Source organism: Mesorhizobium huakuii (genome assembly GCF_014189455.1).
Lineage (GTDB): Bacteria > Pseudomonadota > Alphaproteobacteria > Rhizobiales > Rhizobiaceae > Mesorhizobium > Mesorhizobium huakuii_A.
Genome location: NZ_CP050299.1, coordinates 354,125 through 373,600 on the forward strand (window position 1 = coordinate 354,125; position 19,476 = coordinate 373,600).

Annotated in this window: 12 protein-coding genes and 2 pseudogenes; 3 read left to right on the plus strand and 11 right to left on the minus strand. The window is 60.6% G+C overall.

The window, feature by feature from the left end:
• Positions 1–695 precede the first annotated feature (695 nt).
• The 7 genes and pseudogenes from HB778_RS39405 to HB778_RS39430 form a co-directional block, all read right to left on the minus strand.
• Positions 696–1,733 carry an IS110 family transposase gene (locus HB778_RS39405; protein WP_183465578.1) on the minus strand — a complete coding sequence of 346 codons (1,038 nt, stop codon included), beginning with the start codon at positions 1,731–1,733 and terminating at the stop codon, positions 696–698.
• 45 nt (positions 1,734–1,778) lie between these two features.
• Positions 1,779–3,017 carry an IS256 family transposase gene (locus HB778_RS39410; protein WP_183465579.1) on the minus strand — a complete coding sequence of 413 codons (1,239 nt, stop codon included), beginning with the start codon at positions 3,015–3,017 and terminating at the stop codon, positions 1,779–1,781.
• Between the two features lie 237 nt (positions 3,018–3,254).
• Positions 3,255–3,456, minus strand: a pseudogene (locus HB778_RS43780) (IS6 family transposase); the annotation flags it as partial.
• A gap of 122 nt (positions 3,457–3,578) precedes the next feature.
• The gene (locus HB778_RS39415) at positions 3,579–4,109 is read right to left on the minus strand and encodes a tetratricopeptide repeat protein (protein WP_183465580.1); all 531 of its coding nucleotides are present in this window, start codon (positions 4,107–4,109) and stop codon (positions 3,579–3,581) included.
• Positions 4,110–4,124: 15 nt separating this feature from the next.
• On the minus strand, positions 4,125–6,230 hold the full coding sequence (gene sctV / locus HB778_RS39420; protein ID WP_183465581.1) for a type III secretion system export apparatus subunit SctV: 2,106 nt from the start codon (positions 6,228–6,230) through the stop codon (positions 4,125–4,127).
• A gap of 419 nt (positions 6,231–6,649) precedes the next feature.
• The gene (locus HB778_RS39425) at positions 6,650–7,540 is read right to left on the minus strand and encodes a SctD/MshK family protein (protein ID WP_183465582.1); all 891 of its coding nucleotides are present in this window, start codon (positions 7,538–7,540) and stop codon (positions 6,650–6,652) included.
• 404 nt (positions 7,541–7,944) lie between these two features.
• Entirely contained in the window at positions 7,945–8,226 is a 282-nt protein-coding gene (locus HB778_RS39430) for a nodulation protein NopC (protein WP_183465583.1), read from the minus strand.
• A gap of 2,264 nt (positions 8,227–10,490) precedes the next feature.
• Between HB778_RS39430 and HB778_RS39435 the strand changes: the two genes are divergently transcribed.
• The 3 genes from HB778_RS39435 to HB778_RS39445 all read left to right on the plus strand — a co-directional run bounded on the left by HB778_RS39435 (position 10,491) and on the right by HB778_RS39445 (position 16,442).
• Positions 10,491–10,853, plus strand: coding sequence for a hypothetical protein (locus HB778_RS39435; RefSeq protein WP_183465584.1), 363 nt, complete (start codon positions 10,491–10,493; stop codon positions 10,851–10,853).
• Between the two features lie 17 nt (positions 10,854–10,870).
• Positions 10,871–12,649: a hypothetical protein gene (locus HB778_RS43305; RefSeq protein WP_183465585.1), complete on the plus strand. Its 1,779-nt coding sequence runs from the start codon at positions 10,871–10,873 to the stop codon at positions 12,647–12,649.
• A 268-nt stretch (positions 12,650–12,917) separates the two neighbouring features.
• Positions 12,918–16,442, plus strand: coding sequence for an indolepyruvate ferredoxin oxidoreductase family protein (locus tag HB778_RS39445; protein ID WP_183465586.1), 3,525 nt, complete (start codon positions 12,918–12,920; stop codon positions 16,440–16,442).
• Between the two features lie 23 nt (positions 16,443–16,465).
• Here the strand turns inward: HB778_RS39445 and HB778_RS39450 are convergent.
• The 4 genes and pseudogenes from HB778_RS39450 to HB778_RS39465 all read right to left on the minus strand — a co-directional run.
• Positions 16,466–16,890: pseudogene (locus tag HB778_RS39450) on the minus strand (IS66 family transposase); the annotation flags it as partial.
• A 449-nt stretch (positions 16,891–17,339) separates the two neighbouring features.
• Positions 17,340–18,377, minus strand: coding sequence for an EscU/YscU/HrcU family type III secretion system export apparatus switch protein (locus HB778_RS39455; RefSeq protein WP_183465587.1), 1,038 nt, complete (start codon positions 18,375–18,377; stop codon positions 17,340–17,342).
• Complete coding sequence (sctT, locus tag HB778_RS39460; protein WP_183465588.1) at positions 18,374–19,192, minus strand: type III secretion system export apparatus subunit SctT; 819 nt, start codon at positions 19,190–19,192, stop codon at positions 18,374–18,376. The genes HB778_RS39455 and sctT overlap by 4 nt, the downstream gene beginning before the upstream one ends.
• A gap of 8 nt (positions 19,193–19,200) precedes the next feature.
• Positions 19,201–19,449, minus strand: coding sequence for an EscS/YscS/HrcS family type III secretion system export apparatus protein (locus tag HB778_RS39465; protein ID WP_183465589.1), 249 nt, complete (start codon positions 19,447–19,449; stop codon positions 19,201–19,203).
• Positions 19,450–19,476: the final 27 nt, after the last annotated feature.

Here is a 19,476-nt window from a genome sequence, read left to right on the forward strand (position 1 = left end):
GCCCCCGCCATGAAAGAGATCGTCTCGACATCAGGTGCAGTTCCGGCATCCCGCTCGAGCACATGCGGTGCTCGCCTCAGCGCCATCGCTTCTCGCGTGCACGCCTCGTGAGGCTAGCAAAGGGGATGGAATGTGCCCGACGGCTCGGCCGCAGCATGCAGGATCAGGAACGACCATGGCCGCCGCGCCCGCGATCGTGCCAGTGCACTCCGCTCGAACTTCCCGGAGTGCAACGTCTCTGTTTCGAGAGCTTGCCAAGATAGCGCTTGTGCCGCGCCATGTCGCAGCATAGATGCGCCCCGCATAACCACCAGGGCGGGGACGCGATCGTGTCCCAGGGAGTGGTGTAGCTGACGGCTTGGTCGCCGCGCTCTCCGGCATTGGGCCGGGATGATCAGCGTGCCACGGCTGGCAGGCTTCTCTGATTGGGGTCGTTGAGGTCAAGCTCCTCCTGATATTTTTCCGGACCATGTCGCCCCGCGGGTCACTCGCTTCTCTTCGCGGTCGACGTTAGGCCGCCGCATGATGGGGTCAGTAGAGCGAGGCGTCTCAATCTGTTGAACGACTTTGGGAGAGTTCGCCCAGGATCGTGCCTGCTAACGAGATCACCTTGCCCATCGTCCCCACGGGAACGATCCGGATCACGCCCTTTCGGGCGGAATAAACTCCTCCTTCGTTGGTCCGTTATCCCCATTTCATGCCGATACGCGGCCGGGTGCCTTGCCGAAGCGGAATTCTGTTGCATCACTCCACATGCGATGCAGAATGACAGCGAGCTTGCGGGCAACAGCAACTCGGGCTCGAGCCATACCGCGCCGTTTGGCGACGTTCATGCCCCAGGCTCTGAGGCTCGACCATTTCTTGCTGAGCACGAGCAGCGAATGGGCTGCCTCATAGAGAGCCGTGCGGGCGAGTTCGTCACCGCATCGGCTGACCTTGCCCTGAATGTCCGTCTCACCAGATTGATAGCGTGCCGGGGTCAGACCCAGATGCGCGCCGACATCCCTCGAGCGACGAAAGCGGTCCGGCTGATCAATCGTGGCACGAAAGGCGAGCGCGGTGATGGGTCCCACACCTGGAACGCTCATCAGCCGCCGACAGACCTCTTCCTGGCGAACGAGACCGAGAACCTGCTTCGTCAGGCGGGCGAACTCTCCCAGCATTGTAGCGAGGATCGTCAGCAGTGGCTCGACCAAAGGCATGACAACCGGATCCGTGCCGGCCAACTCGCGCACACGACTGGCGAAGGCGGTTCGCGACGGCGTGCCCAGCTTGATGCCGGCCTCCCGCAGGATCGCCCGAACCACGTTCTCGATGGTGCGCGTTTCGTTCAGCACCGTGCGGCGGGCGACGAGGAGGGATCGCCAGAGACGGCACTGCCGGCTCTTGACATGCACCTGTCGATACCAGCCGGTGCGCATGATCTGCGCCAGCGCGCGGGCGTCATTCCGATCCGTCTTGTTTGGCATCATCTTCATCGCCGCATTGGCCTGCCGGGTCTCGATGCAAATGGCCGGCAGGCCATCGGCGCACATCCCGTCGTGAAGCCAGGCCGTCAGCGAACACGCTTCGAGCCCGATGCGCTCCAGCGGCAGATCGACTTTCCGCAACGCTTCGATCAACGCCTGCGGCTCGCTCGCCGCACGCGTCTCCTTCACGATCCGCCCGGCCTCGTCGACCACGCAAATCGCGGTCTCTTCCAAAGACACGTCAAGTCCGGCAAAATACTTCATGGCTGCTCCTCCTGATGTTTGTGGCGATCTACATCGACCACGTTCTCACATCTCGACAGGAGCAGCCGCCCTCAATCTGGCTCGGGCGAGACCCCAATCACCCCATCTGATGAGAGGATCATCGCTCATTTGGCTGATGGTTTCCAGCGTCATGTAGCGCGCCCGCTGCACGGCCCATTCGTCGTTCTGTTCGAGCAGGAGCGCGCCGACGAGGCGGACGATGGCGTCATCGTTGGGGAAGATGCCGACGACCTCGGTGCGCCGCTTGATCTCGCCGTTGAGGCGCTCGATGGGGTTGGTGCTATGCAGCTTGGCACGGTGCTCCCTGGGGAAGGTCATGTAGGCCAGCACGTCGGGCTCGGCGTCGTCCATGATTGTCGCCAGCTTGGGCACCTTTGGCCGGATCTGGTCGGCGACGGCACGCCATTGGGTGCTGGCGGCTTCTGGCGTCTCCTGGGCAAACGCGGTGGCGATGAAGGCGGAGACGACGCGGCGCCCGCTCTTGCCGGCATGGGCCAGCACGTTCCTCATGAAGTGGACCCGGCAGCGCTGCCATGTCGCGCACAGCACCTTGGTGACGGCCGCCTTGATGCCTTCATGGGCATCGGAGACGACGAGCTTGACGCCCCTGAGGCCGCGGCGGGTCAGCTTGCGCAAAAACTCCGTCCAGATCGGCTCGGCCTCAGACGTGCCGACCTCCATGCCCAGCACCTCGCGCCGGCCGTCCGCGTTGACGCCGACGGCGATGATGACGGCGACCGAGACGATGCGGCCGCCGCGGCGCACCTTGAGGTAGGTGGCATCGATCCACAGGTATGGCCAGTCGCCCTCGATGGGTCTTTCAAGGAACGCTTTGACCTTGCCGTCGATCTCTTCGCACAGCCGGCTGACCTGGCTCTTGGAGATGCCGCTCATGCCCATGGCCTTGACCAGGTCGTCGACCGAGCGGGTCGAGATACCCTGGACGTAGGCCTCCTGGATGACGGCCGTCAGCGCCTTCTCCGCCATGCGCCGCGGTTCGAGGAAGCCCGGAAAGTAAGAGCCCTTCCTCAGCTTCGGGATGCGCAGCTCAACGGTGCCGGCGCGCGTCTCCCAGTCGCGCTCGCGATAGCCGTTGCGCTGGGCCGTGCGCAACGGGTTCTTCTCGCCATAGCCGGCGCCGGTGGCGGCGCCCACCTCCAGCTCCATCAGCCGCTCGGCGGCAAAGCCGATCATCTCGCGCAAGATATCGGCGTCGGGGGTCTTCTCCACTAGCGTGCGAAGCTTCATCATGTCGTCGGTCATCGGTGGTTCCTTCGAATCAGGTTGGTGTTAGCAACCAGACCCTACCGGGGAACATCGATGACCACCGCAAAGCCGCTCGCTCGCTACGGCGCTGTTGAGGGCGCGCTCGCGAGCGGCTTCGCTACCCCCGAGCTACACCACGTCTGGGGACACGACCGGGGACCGCAGCAGATTGCCGCTTCGCTGCAAGAGCCGCCGCCCCGCGCTGCAATACCGTCTCAAGTACTTTGTCGATCATCGCCTGCTCAGTCGTCGAATGTACTCGATCCGGAACTTCCTGACCCAACGACGGATTGTCTCGTAGGGGACCACAATGCCGCGCTCCAGCAGCATTTCGTCAACCAGACCCAAGCTCAGCGGAAATCGGAATAAAGCCGGACCGCGTGAGCAATGACCTCGGGCGGCCGTGGCGATTGTAGCTAACGGGCGAACGGTTCATACCGTCGCCCTATGCTCCAAAAGCTGACCGCCAGTTAACGTAACACCGCCTGCATACCTGCTGTGTCTGCTTGTGTAGGTCCAATGCCGTCACAGCTCGCGTAAAGCGCTCCCGCTATGCCTCTATCGCGATGGTGCCAACGCACTCCGTTTGGACTTCCCGTCAAACGCTAGCGACAGGTTGAGATTATGGTGCAACATCTGATTCTCTGGCTCTGCTTCGAGAGCTTGGCGGTATAGCGCTTGTGCCGCGTCATGCCGCCCCTCGTTATCCAAGACAACTCCCTTCGCATTCAATGCACGCAAATTTCCTGGGACGGCAACTAAGACGCTGTCGAGTACCTGAAGCGCCTCATGCGCGCGTTCCTGCGCCAGCAAGGCCTTCGTAAGACGGATTGCCGCATCGACATTGTCTGGATGCTGCTTCAGATCATCCCGCAAAGCCTGCACTTGAGAATCCTGACTGACTGCGCGCCAAATGCGTTCGCGCATAGCCGGATCGATGTTATTGGCGCCCAGCAACTCTGGTGGCGATGTCTCCTTCACTGAAAGACCCGGCTTATTCCAGCTAGTGCAACCCGCGAGAGGCAGAATGGCGAGCACAGCGAAGAGAACTGAGTACGGCGCAGCGACTGCATTCTCATGTGAATTCATGCTTGGTTTTCCCTATCATCGAGCGCTTTGGCTGTCAGTTGGCGGCAACGCCGATATTGCGCGGTTTCCGTGACGTTCCAATATTGGTTCCAGTCGGAGCTTGATCGATCCGGCGGGCTGAATCGTGAAGTCGGAGGCGAGGTCCTGATAAGACAGAACAGCAAGATCGATCCCGTGTCGGCTTAGAAAACCGCGGACGAAACGTCGGACATCCATTGAAGTCAATACGACAGGGAGGGTCTGACCCGGTGCTGCGCTGGAAAGGATCTGACGCATCTGTGACAGCAGCGCTTCGCTTTGCCGATCCTCTAACACGAGATATGGGCCTGCAGCCGAATCCCGAACGGCGCTGCGCATGAAATCCTCAGTCTCACGTTCGATAACGAAGGCGGGCACGATTCCGTGTGTGGCATAGCGGTGACAGATCTGCCGCTTCATGCCAGAACGAACGTATTCCGTGAGCAGTGCGACGTTTTGCTCACGTTCGCTCCATTCGGCCAATGCCTCCAAGACGAGTCGGGTATTGCGGATGGGGATACCTTCATCCAGCAGGCGGCGCAGCACATCGGCAATCCGAGGGATCGGCGTGGTGCGCAGCACCTCCTTCACCAGATCAGCGTATTCCTGCTCCATGCGACCCAGCAAATGGCGGGTTTCTTGGATGCCCACCAAGCGCGGTGCATAGCGGGTCAAGGTCGCATGGATACGCAACGCGAGGCGTTCGCTGGGACGGTGATGCCCGATGCCGGCGGCATTGAGAGCCGGCGCATGGCTTTGTTCGACCCAGATTTTGTCCATTTCTGGATCATGCCGAAATGGGATGCCGCTCGATTCAATGCTCGCCAGATCGTCGGTGAGGGTGAGCTGTGTCGGATTAATCAAATCCTGTTCGACTGGCACGCCCTCGACATCTATCCTGAATTGCGACTCGGGCAGCTGCTGGTCGACCGCGACCGGGATGCGCGGAACGACAATGCCGAGATCGGCTGAGACTAGTTGCGAAACGCGTGCAATGTGCTGTTGCAATTCAACTTGGTCGATCGCATGCGTAAGGCTCGGCGCAAGGAAGAAGGCGATCGGACATGCCTCTGCAGGGACGGTTTCCTTCTCTACTGGCGCTGCAGTTGCAGCATCGACCTTGCCGGCGCCCGGCACATCACCCTTGACAATGCTTGCCGCGGCGAAGACTGCGGCCAAGATCAGAAACACTGGCAGGGGGAAACCAGGAACGAACCCCATCACAACCAAGACGCAGGCCGCCAGCCGCAATGCTCGCTTACTGGCGGTGAGTTGCTTGACTATGTCCGTACCAAGGTTGGAACTTGCAGCCCCAGTTACGCGAGTGACGATGGTCGCCGCCGTAATTGAGAGCAGCAGGGCCGGAATCTGCGAGATCAACGCATCACCTATCGTCAGCAGAGTATAGTGATGCAGCACCTCGCCGAACGACATGCCCTTCGAGAGCAGGCCGATCGAAATCCCACCCAGCATGTTGATGAAGATAACCACCAGCCCGGCAATGGCGTCGCCCTTCACAAATTTCATCGCGCCATCCATCGCGCCATAAAGTTGGCTTTCCCTCTCCAATGTGGCGCGCCGCCTGCGCGATTCGTTGGCATCGATGTGGCCGTTGCGTAACTCTGCGTCGACCGCCATTTGCTTGCCCGGCAGAGCGTCGAGCGTGAAGCGCGCCGCCACTTCTGCGACACGTTCGGCGCCCTTCGCGAGGACCATGAATTGCACCATGGTCACGACCAGAAATATGACAAAACCTACGACGATATTGCCTGAGATTACGAAATCGCCGAAGGTGTGGATGATGCTACCTGCCTCCCCCTCGGCCAAGATCAGTCGCGTCGTTGCGATGGTGAGCGCCAGACGGAATACCGTGGATATCAAAATGACGCCGGGCAACGACGAAAAATCGAGTGGCGTGCTGACATACAGGGCGACCAATAGCAGCAGTATGGCCAATCCCATATTGAATCCGATCAGCGTGTCGATCACCATGATCGGGATTGGCATGACCATCATAGCTACGGCTAGAAGCAGCATCAACGCGACCATTAAGTCCGGGTTGGCCGGCGCACGCTCGATGAAGTTACGCAAAACGTTGGCCATCCGAGGCCCCTCTATGATGGTTTGAGAATTGCTCTGCTGCTACGCAGCTTTCGAAGACCCATCAGAGGGCATCGCTTGCGCTTGAGAACGAGAGGCAGGCGCGAGGACGTGCTTGCCAGGAGGTACCCAGTCTGTCCAGAACCGTAAGGGCCTCACCGCTGATGACCTTCGAGATGAACGCATACGCGAAAAGCCGCAGCAGCTGTATATCCCGAAAACTACCGTGGGCAGCGAGCCGCAACCGGAGCAGCTAGCCTTTGATCAAGCTGCTCCGGTTCTGCCGGAGCAGCACAATTCGCCGTAACTCGTCCCGCGGGACGACGATGCCTTCACGCACCGCACGATAGCGAGGCGACAGGATAGGTGGGGCAGCTTGACCATGGCATTCTCCTTAATATGGCCTGCGAACTTGGAAATCATTAATACGGGAGAGCAGCAAGGCGGCCATTTCGGCTGAGCAGCACACGACGGTCCTCGATCCGATCGACCATCCACCCATCATCCAAAATGGCGCCGACAAAATACTTCTCACCAGCGATTACAACATACGGCAGGGGCCCACGCCAAACAGCTTCAACGGCGATTGCGGATGGCGCCTTCTCCTCTTTGATGACCACTCCATTGACCAGTGTTAGAGCGCCCTTCGTGCGATGATCGAACCACTGCTGAACGTTCTGCCAACGGATGACCGATGCAGACGTGACGGTCCCTTCAGCGGTCACAACACCCTTGGCGGAGCCGATCTTAATATTGAGCAGGCCCGCTTTGTCGACTTCCTGTTGCAGGTCTTTGGCCGCGGCCACGTTAGTCTGATCGTCAGCGCGGTTATTGCTAAGCTTGGACTCAAGGTCGGCACCAGGAGAATTGGCGCTCAATGCCCCAGCGTTGCCGTAGTAGGAGAAAATGGCCGAGAGCGCGCCGATCCCGAGAGAGCCGAGTAACACCAAGGCAAGCACGGAGATGGAAAGACGTGGTATGCCGATCCCACTGGCTGGCGCAGCATCCTGCACTGACCAGAGAATGGACATCGCGCCTGCATGAATGACGACCGGAAGGGGCACCACAACGCACTCCCCTGCCGCAATATTCCTGTTGTCTTCCATCCTGAGGCCGGCTGCAAGCGCCTCGACCTCGATCGAATTGCCAAGAAGAGTCATACGAAAATGATGCGGCGCGAGTCCTTGCTCGACGAAGATTATATCCGCATCGAGGCCACTGCCGATCAAGCCCGTTTCTAGAGCCGCCTTACCGGTCAGTCCGCAATAGAGCCCCGACAGAACTTCGAAATGAAGGGAAACGGCGTCATTCAAGGATGATCTCCCGAACAAGAAGAGAAGCCGCACGGCAATTGCCATGCGGCTTATCTTGGTTCCAGATCGCGCCACTTGGGGACACGTTCGGGGCTACTCTAGAGCCCCGCTTCCGACACTACTGAACGCGCTCGTCGGCCGCCTTCTTGATTGTGTTGAGGTTGGTCGTAAGAGTGCGCAGCTGTATACTCCTAGCCGTAGCCTCCAAGCTAACCGCCGTTAGCTCCGCGAGTTGCGCCTGGAACGCGGTAGCCCCAGCAGCTTTGGTAGCTACGTCTACAGCACCTGAGGCGGCAGTACCAGCCGCACTAGTAGCAGTACCTACTTTACTCATGTTGTTTTCCTTTCTGTTCAAACTGTGCCGTCAGCAACAGCACGCACCTCCTGACGCGGACCATCCAACGTCAGGCATCCTCTTCAGTTTCTGCCATAGCATCCTCCGCTTCATCCATGGCATCGCTCGCAATTTGCAGCGCAATCGCACGAAGAGTGCTTTCGAACTCGCTTTGAACTGCAGCTTGGTCAGAAATGGTTGGACGATCCGCCGGTTCGCTCCCGCCAACCGGCCTGTTCTGACCAGAAGACCCGGTGGATCCTTGATGCGGCTGTCCATTCGAATGTCCATGGCCCTTTTGGGCCAAGGAAACACCGATGTTGCCACCTCCACTACCAATTGCTGCGACCATCAGTTACTCCGGCATCTGTTTCCATTGGCGGCGACGCGTAACAAGCTCAATCTCCTCAAGCTATGAGCGTGAGCTTTCGAGAAGCTGACGAGTCTCAACAAAATGCCGCGCTACCGCAAAATAAATGGTCGTGCACGATCTGGCCTTCGTGCGCGGCAAGGTCATGATGTGGACAGTCGGTTCTAGCGCGGCAGTTGTAGTGACGCGAATGATGTCGCCTTAAGAACGCGCAAAGAAAGCCAGGACATGTCATGCCGTGACTGAGCGCCCACCGTCGGTGCGGTCCTCTTCACAGGTGACGCCGGTTGCCGCCTGCCATCAGCTGTGCTGTGGCCGTACTCCTGCTCTCCGCTCCCTCTTAGTCACCTATTGCACGCACGCGACGCCTGTTTGTGCCAATATTAAACGTCTGCGATCCGTGCGTCGGCCGCCCAACCTACGGTGCTACTGCGTGCGCATCACCTGGATATCCATTCGGTCGTCCTACGCTTCCGGCGCGTCCAGGCTGCGCCACTGCGCTATCAATAGCCGCTGCCGGTCAGTGACCCGCCGGCCTGAGCGCGTTTGTGCTCCCCGCCTTCGATGCGAAGTTTTTTCAGCGGGCCACCAACGCAGCTTCGGGGAACTAAACGCGGTGTCCACTGGATCATTGCCATCCTTCTTGCGCGAGAGCGTTGACATCAAGCAGGGCGCCACGCCGGAATAGACGTGGCACGAAGAGAGGCGGCGGTTGCGTTCATTTGGGCCAGGCAGCGCTCGACGACCAAGCGTCTGAGGATCACCGACAACGCTGAACGTATCTCCCCTGCATCGGAGCTAGACCATGACTGGTATTGGCCGAACCGGGAAATCGCCCATTTGGGAACCTGCAGCCGACCGCATCAGGGGAGGGCACGGCTCTCGCGCTGATCTTGTGAGGAGGCGCTGGGGTAGACGCACGTTCATGGGTTGTGGCGGGCTGTCGAGCAGGACTGATATGTTCTCGACGGGAACGTCCAGGATCGCCGCAGTACCAAGGGCGCTAGGCGCCTGCTCATCGTCTGCTGAAGAACAGGCCTGGCACCAACGCGCATCATTACCGACAACTGCGTTCCTACAGAGCGACGAAACGGCAGGTCATCCCGGATGTCGAGCACCGCGCGCACAGGGGCCCTAACATTGGGCCAAGAATTCCCACGAGCCGCTGCAAAAGCGCACGAGCAAGGCGTTCGCTGGAAAACCTGCAGCGCTCTTCGATCTTCTCAACCTTCCGTAATCTGTTCGCGCAGCCGGCTCAAAGCGCTCCATCGCGTCAACGCTATCGCGGAATGGAAGTTATGGCCCGAGCCCTCGCCTGACATTTCCGTCTGCGCTCCCTTCACGTCCAACTAAGATACCCCAATCGCTAACGCATGAGCCAGGTCGGTTTTTGCGTCCGAGGAGCCCTTCGTCAGCTAATCGTCAGCTAGGCGGTCTAGACCTGCCACGCCAAGCCAGCCTGAACTCAATGCGAAACATAGGAGTGCGAATCGTCATGTATGGTCAATTGGTGGCTCGTCCGATGTGCACTACCCCCACTGGCTAAGCTGACCTTGGTAACCGCCCGGCGATCGGACGCAGAAGCCAAAGGCTTGCAGACATGGCTGCCCGGATGCGCTTAGCCGGAGCAGGTTCCAGCGGCAGCTCATTTTCGGCGTAAGTGGGCGAACAACCGTGCCGGTGAAAGGCAGCAAGCAAGCCTCCACTAGTCTCGGCAGAGGACAGAGAGCAGTGGTACAGGGCGCTCCAAGCTCCCGCAGGTCAGGGCCTAGATCCACTACGGCTGAGCGACATCAGCCCCAACACAATGGGCGCATTCTTGCCAATATCGGAGATGTAATATGACGGGCATTGGTCGACCTGGCAGATCGCGCATAGGGAATGCTGGAGCCGACAGCACGTTGGGGGCGAGCAGTTCGCGCTCGCAATCCAGTGTTGCTCTTGGGGAAGGCAGTCAATCGTTCGGATCCGTTGTCGAGCGGATCCGCTCTGGGGCTCAAGATAGAGGGACGTCCTCCGCGCGCGGTGCCGATGATGCCCTGGGCGACGGGTCTTCCGGCCACTCCGTTGGCGCACATCGAACCCTGACTGCTGCGCCACGTGAAGCCGCTGCGCCACCTGCAGCGATTGCGCGGCAACGCGATTTTCCCTCAGTCTCGGAGGGTGGAGCCACGGCGTCCGAGGGCGGAGCTACGGCGCCGGTCGCCAGCCAGCCTCCAAGCTCGAGTGTGGCAGTTCCCATTTCCTTGACAGGCGAAGAAATCAACGCGGCAAAGATACGAATGCTCGGCCTGCTTAACGAGCTTGACGGTTGCCGTAATGCGGCCCTGCGCGGACACGATTCGTGGGAGGAGGCGCAAGATCAGATGGATCGGTTCATCAATGCAGGCTCGACAGTTCTGAACTACTACGCAAGCCTGCCCCCGGCAGTGGCGCGTAGCATTCTGTCCGACGATCGGGCGCGTGAATTCCGCGACGAAACGCTCAATCGGGCGAAGCACTGCAACATGTTGGCCACCAATATACTCTACGCCTTGCGCGAAAAAGGGAGGCTGCGGACGCGGTACTCCACAAGTTGCGCGCATCCAACACTCCCCGCGACCCGCTGAGCCGAGCAGTTTCGAGTGTGGCGAAGCACTATGTGGCCCTCATGGAGTGGTGGGAAAAGAAGCTGCGGCGCTGCGAACGGATGCGGTCCGTCTGCGCCGCCACTGCCAACTTACCGAGCGCAACGGCCGAGATGCGAGAGGGCGAACAGGCCGCACTGCGCCTGCACACCGGCTGGGCAGCGAATTTGAAGGTCATGGTGCTGCAATCGCGGGTCGCTCTCGCGCAGATCAAGATTGAGCCGCTGGCGAGCACGTTCGAAGCAGCCGTGAGGGAAATCCTCATAGGTGAGGACCGGAAGGTGCGTCTGCTGGGGACCTTCATCAGCGACGTTTTTCCGGCATTCCACTCGACCCGCGACGCTGTGATGTCCAGCGAAGGGCGCCCACTCGACGCAGAGCACTGCGCCGTGCTGGAAGGAGTCATGGAGCGGCTTTCGGAATTTGGATTGGCGTTGCACGACATGCTTGCCAAGTTAGGCGATGACCGAACAGGTGCCGGCCTCCCATTGGAACTGTTGGGCCAGATCGTGGACGACGCATGGATCACTGCGCACGAGGTCATGCACTTCCTGGAACTGCAGCCGAAGTCGCCAGCCATCATTGCATCGCCGGCAGCCGCTGGTGCTGCAAAACCGGCCGGCACTGCCGGCACGGCTACAATCGCCGAAACCTTGGCACAACAACTGCAGACCAAAGCCATCATTGCACCGCCGGCCGACGCTCGCGCTGCGATACCGGCCGACACTGCCAGCGAGGCTGCAGGGGCCCAAGGCACTGCAGTGGGCAAGAAACGGAAAGCGAACGGGAAAGGGAAAGACAGGCAGGCCGCCGGTGCTAGCTCTTCGGCCGCCGGCCAGCCGGAGCCGCAAGTCGCTGCAAACGACGGCGACCCGGCGCCAGCAGCCAAGGTTGTCGTGCTTTCCGATCTAGGTACGAAAAAGCTCGTGAGTGCGGAGGAGGCGCCGGATGCGAGTGCGTCGGCGGCGGCACGCTTGGCGATCTGGCAGGCCCCGGCTTCGGAGCAGATGCTGGCACGGTTGGCCGAACTCCTGAAGTTCGATCTGGCTGGTCAGCAAAAGGCCGTCTCGCAAGCGCGCCAGATGAAACCCGAGAACGCCGAACACGTCGTGGACACCGTGGTCGAGCGTCTGCAGACCCAGGCCGCCGAGATGCAGGCCTGTCTGGCCGCGTTTAAGCAGCATGCTAGTCTCCTCCGACTCTCGCCTTCGCAAGTACCCAAAGTGCACGAAGACACACAACAGCTCAAGAAAATGTTGGGCCAGGCGCAGGGACTGGCAAAGGCTTTGAAAGAGCAAAAGGCCACGATTACGATCGAATGCATGAAGACCTACGCATTTCCGTCGCAGAAGTACCTTGAACACTTGCGACAGGCCAAGGAGTTGACGCCTGCGGATCCACCGCAGCCGTTGAGGGGGGAGCCAGGGACGCTGTTCGAGATCCGGCTGCAGCCCAAGGCGCTGCGCAATGGTGCAAAGCCGAAACCGATGTGGGTGCACATCCATACGAAGGAGTCGGTACATGCGGGGCAGTTGGCGACGCTGAATGACGCCGACTTCGTCGCTTGCCACGTCAAATCCAATGAACAGCGCGGCCACAATCGCCAGTGGCAGGACGCCCGGGCTGCGATCGGTCACGAGAACGTCGTAATCCACCGCGGCAAGCTCACCCCTGCGTTCTGCAAGTCCCTGTTGACCGGAGGGCTCAGCGGCTACCCACGCCATCCGCTTGCCGCGGTGGAGCACCGGTCGACACCGGCTGCTCGACACGCGATATAGTCGGGGGCTCGCAGTAAAGTGCCGCTTGTGGTGACACCATGAGTCATACCTCCCAAATCTGGAGGCCAGCGGGTCGTTGGTCCGGATGCTGGCAGTTGAGCCTCTCTGGTCTTGAGCCAAACGGCGAATGCCGCGAAATGCACGAGTTGCCGGCCCCGCACCTCAAGTATCGCAAAGAGGGCGAGCGGCGCTGGTGCGCGCAACACTCCGGCCAAAACTTGCCTGAAGCGGACGCCCGAGTTGAGCTGTCGCGTCGAAGGAATTGCAGATGACGCGTCATGACGTTGCGCTCGACGACAAATTCGACCTTTCCAAGGAGCGCATCTTCCTGTCGGGCGCGCAGGCGGTCGTGCGTATGCTCCTCATGCAGCGCGAGCGCGATCGCCGCGCGGGGCTTAACACCGCCGGCTTCGTTTCGGGCTATCGCGGCTCGCCGCTCGGCGGTCTCGACCTCCAGCTCTGGAAGGCCAAACGGCAGCTTGCCGACGCCAGCATCGTTTTCCAGCCCGGGCTGAACGAGGAACTGGCCGCTACGGCCTGCTGGGGTACGCAGCAGACGGAACTGCTCGGCGAAGGCAAATATGACGGCGTTTTTTCGATCTGGTACGGCAAGGGTCCGGGCGTCGACCGCTCCGGCGACGTTTTTCGCCACGCCAATCTCGCCGGATCGTCCAGGTATGGCGGTGTGCTCGCCCTGATGGGCGACGACCACATGGCGGAATCATCCAGCAACGCGCACGCCACCGAGTTCGTGTTCGTCGATACCATGATCCCAATCCTCAATCCGGCGGGCGTGCAGGAACTGATCGAATACGGCCTTTACGGCTACGCCATGTCGCGCTTCGCCGGTACCTGGGCGGCGATCAAATGCGTCAAGGACAATATCGAATCGACGGCTTCGGTGGATGCGTCGCTCGACCGGCTGAACATCATCATCCCCGAGTTCGACATGCCGCCCAGCGGTTTGAATATCCGCCACGAGCTCGACCAGCTCGGCCAGGAAGCGCGTCTGCACGAACACAAGCGTGCCGCAGCGGCGGCCTTCATCAAGGCCAATGATCTCAATCGAATCGTCTATTCGGGCGGCCGAAATCCGAAGATCGGCATCATCACCATCGGCAAGAGCTATCTTGACGTACGCCAGGCGCTGGAGGATATCGGCGTCGACGAAGCCCGCGCCAACCAGCTCGGCGTGCGGCTGTTCAAGATAGGCTGCCCGTGGCCGCTCGACTTCGAGCACATTGCGGATTTCGTGCGTGGCCTGGAGAAGGTGATCGTCGTCGAGGAGAAGCGCTCGCTGATCGAAGTCCAGCTGCGCGAGAGCCTCTACAACACGGCCATGCAGCCCATGGTGATTGGCAAGAAGGACGAGCGCGGCGGCTGGCTTTTCCCGGCCAAGGGTTCCCTCGACCCTAATGATATCGCGATCGCGCTCGGCGAGCGCATCGTCGAGACGATCGGACCGTCGGAGGAGATTTCTGCACGGGTCGCTCGGCTAAAGCAGTTCCAGGCGATGCTTGCCGACAAGAAGGACATTGGCGCGCGCACGCCATTCTTCTGCTCCGGCTGCCCGCACAATTCCTCGACCAAAGTGCCGGAAGGCTCGATTGCCACCGCCGGCATCGGCTGCCATTTCATGGCGCTGTGGATGGACCGCTCCACGGTCGGCTTCACCGCGATGGGCGGGGAGGGCGCGCAATGGGTCGGCCAGGCGCCGTTCTCGACGCGCGAGCACATCTTCCAGAACCTCGGCGACGGCACCTATAACCATTCCGGCTCGCTGGCGCTGCGCTTCGCGCTCGCCTCGGGCGCGAACATCACCTATAAGATCCTCTACAACGACGCCGTCGCTATGACTGGTGGCCAGCCGCTCGAAGGCAATCTGACCGTCGACATGATCGCGAGCCAGGTGCACGCCGAGGGCGTCGAGCGCATCGCTATCGTCACCGACGAACCCCGCAAGTATGCCGCCGCCGGGATAGGGTTTCCGGCCGGTTCCACCATCCACCATCGCGATGATCTCGACCTGGTGCAGCGGCAGTTGCGCGAGGTGAAGGGCGTGTCCGTGCTGCTTTATGACCAGACCTGCGCGGCCGAAAAGCGCCGCCGCCGCAAGCGCGGAACCTTTCCGGACCCCGACAAGCGCGTCATCATCAATGAGCTCGTCTGCGAAGGTTGCGGCGATTGCGGCGTCCAATCCAACTGCGCCTCGATCCAACCCGTCGAAACTGAGTTCGGCCGCAAGCGCCGCATTGACCAGTCGAGCTGCAATAAGGATTTCTCCTGCGTCAACGGCTTTTGCCCATCCTTCGTCACCGTGCATGGCGCGAAGATTCGCAAGGACGAAGGCATTGCAGGAAAATCCGATCCGCTCGAAGGCGTGCTGGAGCCACAGCTTTTTGCGCTCAATGGCGACGGCTGGTCGTCGATCATCGATGGTGTCGGCGGCACCGGCGTCGTCACAGTCGGCGCCATCCTCGGCATGGCGGCGCATCTGGAGGGCAAGGGCTGCGGCATGATCGACATGGCGGGCCTGGCGCAGAAGGGCGGGGCGGTCTTTTCACATGTCCGCATCGCAAAAACCCCTGAGGATATCCACGCCATCCGCGTCTCGGCGGGCAAGGCGGACCTCGTTCTCGGCTGCGACCTGGTCGTGTCGGGCAACAAGAAGGTGCTGGCGGCGGTGCGCGAGGGCCATACGATCTTCGTCGCCAACACCGCCGAGATCATGCCGGGCGACTTCGCGCGCTCGGCCGATTTTTCGCTGCCCGTGGAGCAGTTGAAGGAGGCCATTCGCGAGGCTGCCGGCGAAAAGGCGCATTTCTTCGACGCCACGCGCACTGCGTCGGCGCTGTTCGGCAATTCGCTCGGGGCCAACATGTTCATGCTGGGCTTTGCCTACCAGCATGGCGGGCTGCCGCTGCCGGCGGAGGCGATCGAACGCGCCATCGAACTCAATGGCGAGTCGGTCGCCATGAATATCGCAGCTTTCCGCTGGGGACGGCGCGCGGCGCATCAGCCGGATTTCGTCAAAGGAATGCTCGGCCGGCCTGGCCAGGCGGCGGAGCCCGGTATCGCACAGACGCTTGACGAGATCGTCGCGCGTCGAGTGGAGTTCCTGACCGCCTATCAGAACGCCGCCTATGCGAAGCGTTACGCCGATCGTGTCGCGGCCGTCCGCAAGGCCGAGCAGGCAGTCTTGCCGGGCTCCGCCCCGGTCGCCGAGGCCGTGGCGAAAAACCTCTTCAAACTGATGGCTATCAAGGACGAGTATGAAGTCGCCCGCCTCTACACGGACGGATCATTCCAGCGCCAACTGGCGGCGCAATTCCAGGAATACGACCGGCTGGAATTCCACCTCGCGCCCCCGATCATGGGCCGGCGCGGCGCGGACGGAAAGCCAAAGAAATCAAGTTTCGGGCCGGGGATGATGAAGGCATTCAGCCTGCTTGCGTCGCTGAAGGGCCTGCGCGGATCAGCGCTCGATCTGTTCGGCTATTCCGCCGAGCGGCGGACGGAGCGCGGCCTGCTTGCAAGCTACGAGGCCGATGTCGACCGCATCGCCCGCATCCTGACGCCAGCGAAGTTAGAGGCGGCTGCTGCCTTGGCGTCAGTCCCGGCTCTCATTCGCGGCTACGGCCACGTCAAGCAGGCCAGCGTGGAAAAGGCTGCGGGAGAGCGGGCCCGGCTTCTGGCGCGCCTTGAAAGCGCAGAGGCGAAACCGGAGCCGGAACGGCGGAACAAGCCGCTTTCTGTGGTAAGTATATCCCTGTACAATCCGACCTTAACGTAAAGATTGCCCTGGTACGCGCATGATCCTCTTTTAGGCGATTGTGGCAAAGCTTGGCTCCCGGCGAGCTCGAACAATTTGCGGCGCGCATGCGCCCTGCTTCGAGTACCGGCGGCGCGTGGCGTTCGCCATAGCCGCCATAGGCGTCGGCCTGCAGGATCGCGGACCAGGTGCCAAGATGGGCCCGTGGATGTTCGGCACGCCGGTAGCGCGAATAATGAAACAGCCCGGCGGGCGGATCGACACCGCCGAACGCGGACATAGACCCGCAGCCTGCCAGTATCGGTCTTGCCCTTGGCGAGGACCGGCACGTTTGTATCGCCGCCGTGCCATCGGTCGGCGAGGAGGACATGAGGCTCGATCGACGATGGATGGGCACGAACGCGAATGTGGCCGCGCCAACCTGGTCGGCGAGCGTCGGCAGGCTCAGCGGCACTCCTTCACGCGCAAAACACCCGGTCCTGGCGGTCTAATGGCTAAGGCCTCTCAAGTCGCCGCGATCGAGGTCGATCCGGTGATACGCCCTCCTGCATCCGTCTGCCCGGTGGCACTACGCGTGCAGGGATATCGGACGAGCTACCAACTCGACCATACGAGGCGGTCGCCTACTACGCCAGCTTCGGCTACAAGGCGAAAGCCTTCGCGAGGATTGCCGCATCCTTGGGCTCAAGCCCATCCGCATCAAACCTACACGCCAAGACCAACGCAAGGCCGGGCGCTTCATCAAGCGTGGCCTTGGGGAATAGGCCTATGCCGTCCCATGCCCGACTTCCCGTGATCGCGCCGTCGAGCTGCCTGCCTGGCTTAATGGCTAGAATAGTGGAACAGACCGCAGCCTAATCCCACAACGCCAATCAGCAGACTCGGCCTCACCGAGGACAGCCTGTTGAGGCGCCACATCTAGGCTAAGCCTGCGGCGAAGAGTGCTCTCGCGACGGGCTCGAAATGTTGCCTGGGAACGGCGTTGCCCAGTTTCGTTGCGCTGATGAGCTGATGCGCTAGGACATGATCATCGACAATAGTGAGATGTAGCGCCTGCGCCTCATAGAACATGTGCGAAGCGGCCTCGCCCTCGGCGCGGCAAACTAGGACCGGCACCCCGGTCTCACCACGAATGTAGCGAAGACCGACCAGTATCGCCTTTCCTCTGAAGATCAACGTGGCGCGATTCAACCCAAGCGGAGGCTCGCCAGCCGTCTCGTCGCGGATGCGACGCCGTTCACTCTTCAACTCTGGCGTCCCCTGCTGTTCCTTCAACTCGCGCGTCACTTCGGTCTTGGTCATGCGCATTTCGCGTAGAAACAACGAACGCTGCAACAGGAGATCGATCAGCCCGCCCACCAGAAGTGCGCCGGCGCCAATCCCCATCAGCAGTTTCGCCTCCGTAAAGACCAAGCCGAGACAGCCCATGCCGCAGACTGGCAGATAGATCACCGTCTTCCACATGCCGAAAAGCAAGATAAGAAAGGTGGTGCTGAGGACCACTACCTTAAACAGTGTCTTCCCAAGCTCGACTGCTGAACGCGCAGACACCATGCGTTTCAGCCCTTGAAAAGGGTCAATCTTCTCAAACTTGGGCTTCATAGGCTCGAGAGAGAAGACAAATCCACCATTGGCTATCAATCCCGCCAAAATTACCGCGGCGACGAGAGCTCCAAGCAGCGGGCCAACGGCCCCCAGGGTGAGTTCGATCAGCAGGACCAATGCCTGCCGGACCGCGATATCGAAAGGAAGGTTCTGCAGCTTGTCGACCAATAATAGCGCTTCCTGGCATTTGTCTTCGATCACGCTCCCTCTCAGCCAAAGGTAGCCGAACCCAGCGCAAGTGCCGGCCGCGCGGACGAAATCGGCGCTGCGCGGTATCTGCCCGTTTTTGCGCGCTTCCCTTAGCTTCGTCGGGGTGGCGGCGTGATTCTTTTCTTCACTCGTGTCGCTCATTTCAGCAACTTGCCGAACCACTCAAGCGCGCCATTCGCTTGTGCAATCTCCAGTTTCATGCCCTCGACCAGATAGGCGGTGTAGGTGACCATGATAATCGGAAAGCCGATATTCTTGAGCGTCGGGGACAGTTGGCTCGACTTGAATTGCGGCGCAAAGCGACGGAGTATCATCATTGATACATCCACCAGCAGCAGGAAGATCACTACAGGGCCGGAGACCAATAATGTCGTGCGCATAATGTGGTCGAGGAGCCCTAATAGCTCCATTGCTCCTTGCGGGCTCAATGTGGGGTGAAACCGAAAAACGGGCCAGATCAGGTAGCTGCCATAAAGAGCACTGATGACAGCCTCCATACCTCCTGATGCGACGAAGATCGTAATTGCAGTGATCCCGAGAAAAACGCCCATAGCGGAAGCCTGGCTGTTCGTCGCGGGGTCGGTCGGAGCGGACGGGCTGGTGATGCCACGTTGGTTATCGATAAACTCACCAGCCGCCTGAAGGCCCCATAGGGGGATGCCGAGCAAGGTGCCAAGTAGCACGCCGACAAAAACCTCCTTCAAACCGAGCAGAGTTACATGGATTAGAACCGTTTCAGGATCCAGCGCGTGCAGCCCGTCGCTCACCTGTGCCAAGCACGGCAGTCCGAAGGCAACAGCCAGGCAGCTGCGGATCAGCCCACCGACCTGAGATCGTGTAAATACAGGAAGTACCAGCATAATGCCTATCGCGCGGGCTGCGCCAAGACTGGCCACAACGACGAGCTCGAGAGCCGCATGGATCAGGATTTGAATCTCGCCCGATGACGCATACATGGCGGAGGCTAGTAGCTTGGTGTCATTGCGGGAAACTCAGTAAAGATCTGGTCGGCAAGCTCTATGAGTGGGGCGCTCAGCACAGGGGCAAACAGGCCAATTACCGCGACAACGACCAGAAGCTTCACCGTCAGCGGCAAGCTTTCATCCTGAATCTGCGTTGCCGCCTGGATGATGCCAATGCCCAGGCCAACAACCACCGATGCAATGAGCGGCGGCAGAATCCAGATCATGAAAACCATCAAAGATTGGCTCATAAGTGTGACAATAGTCGATTCAGTAAT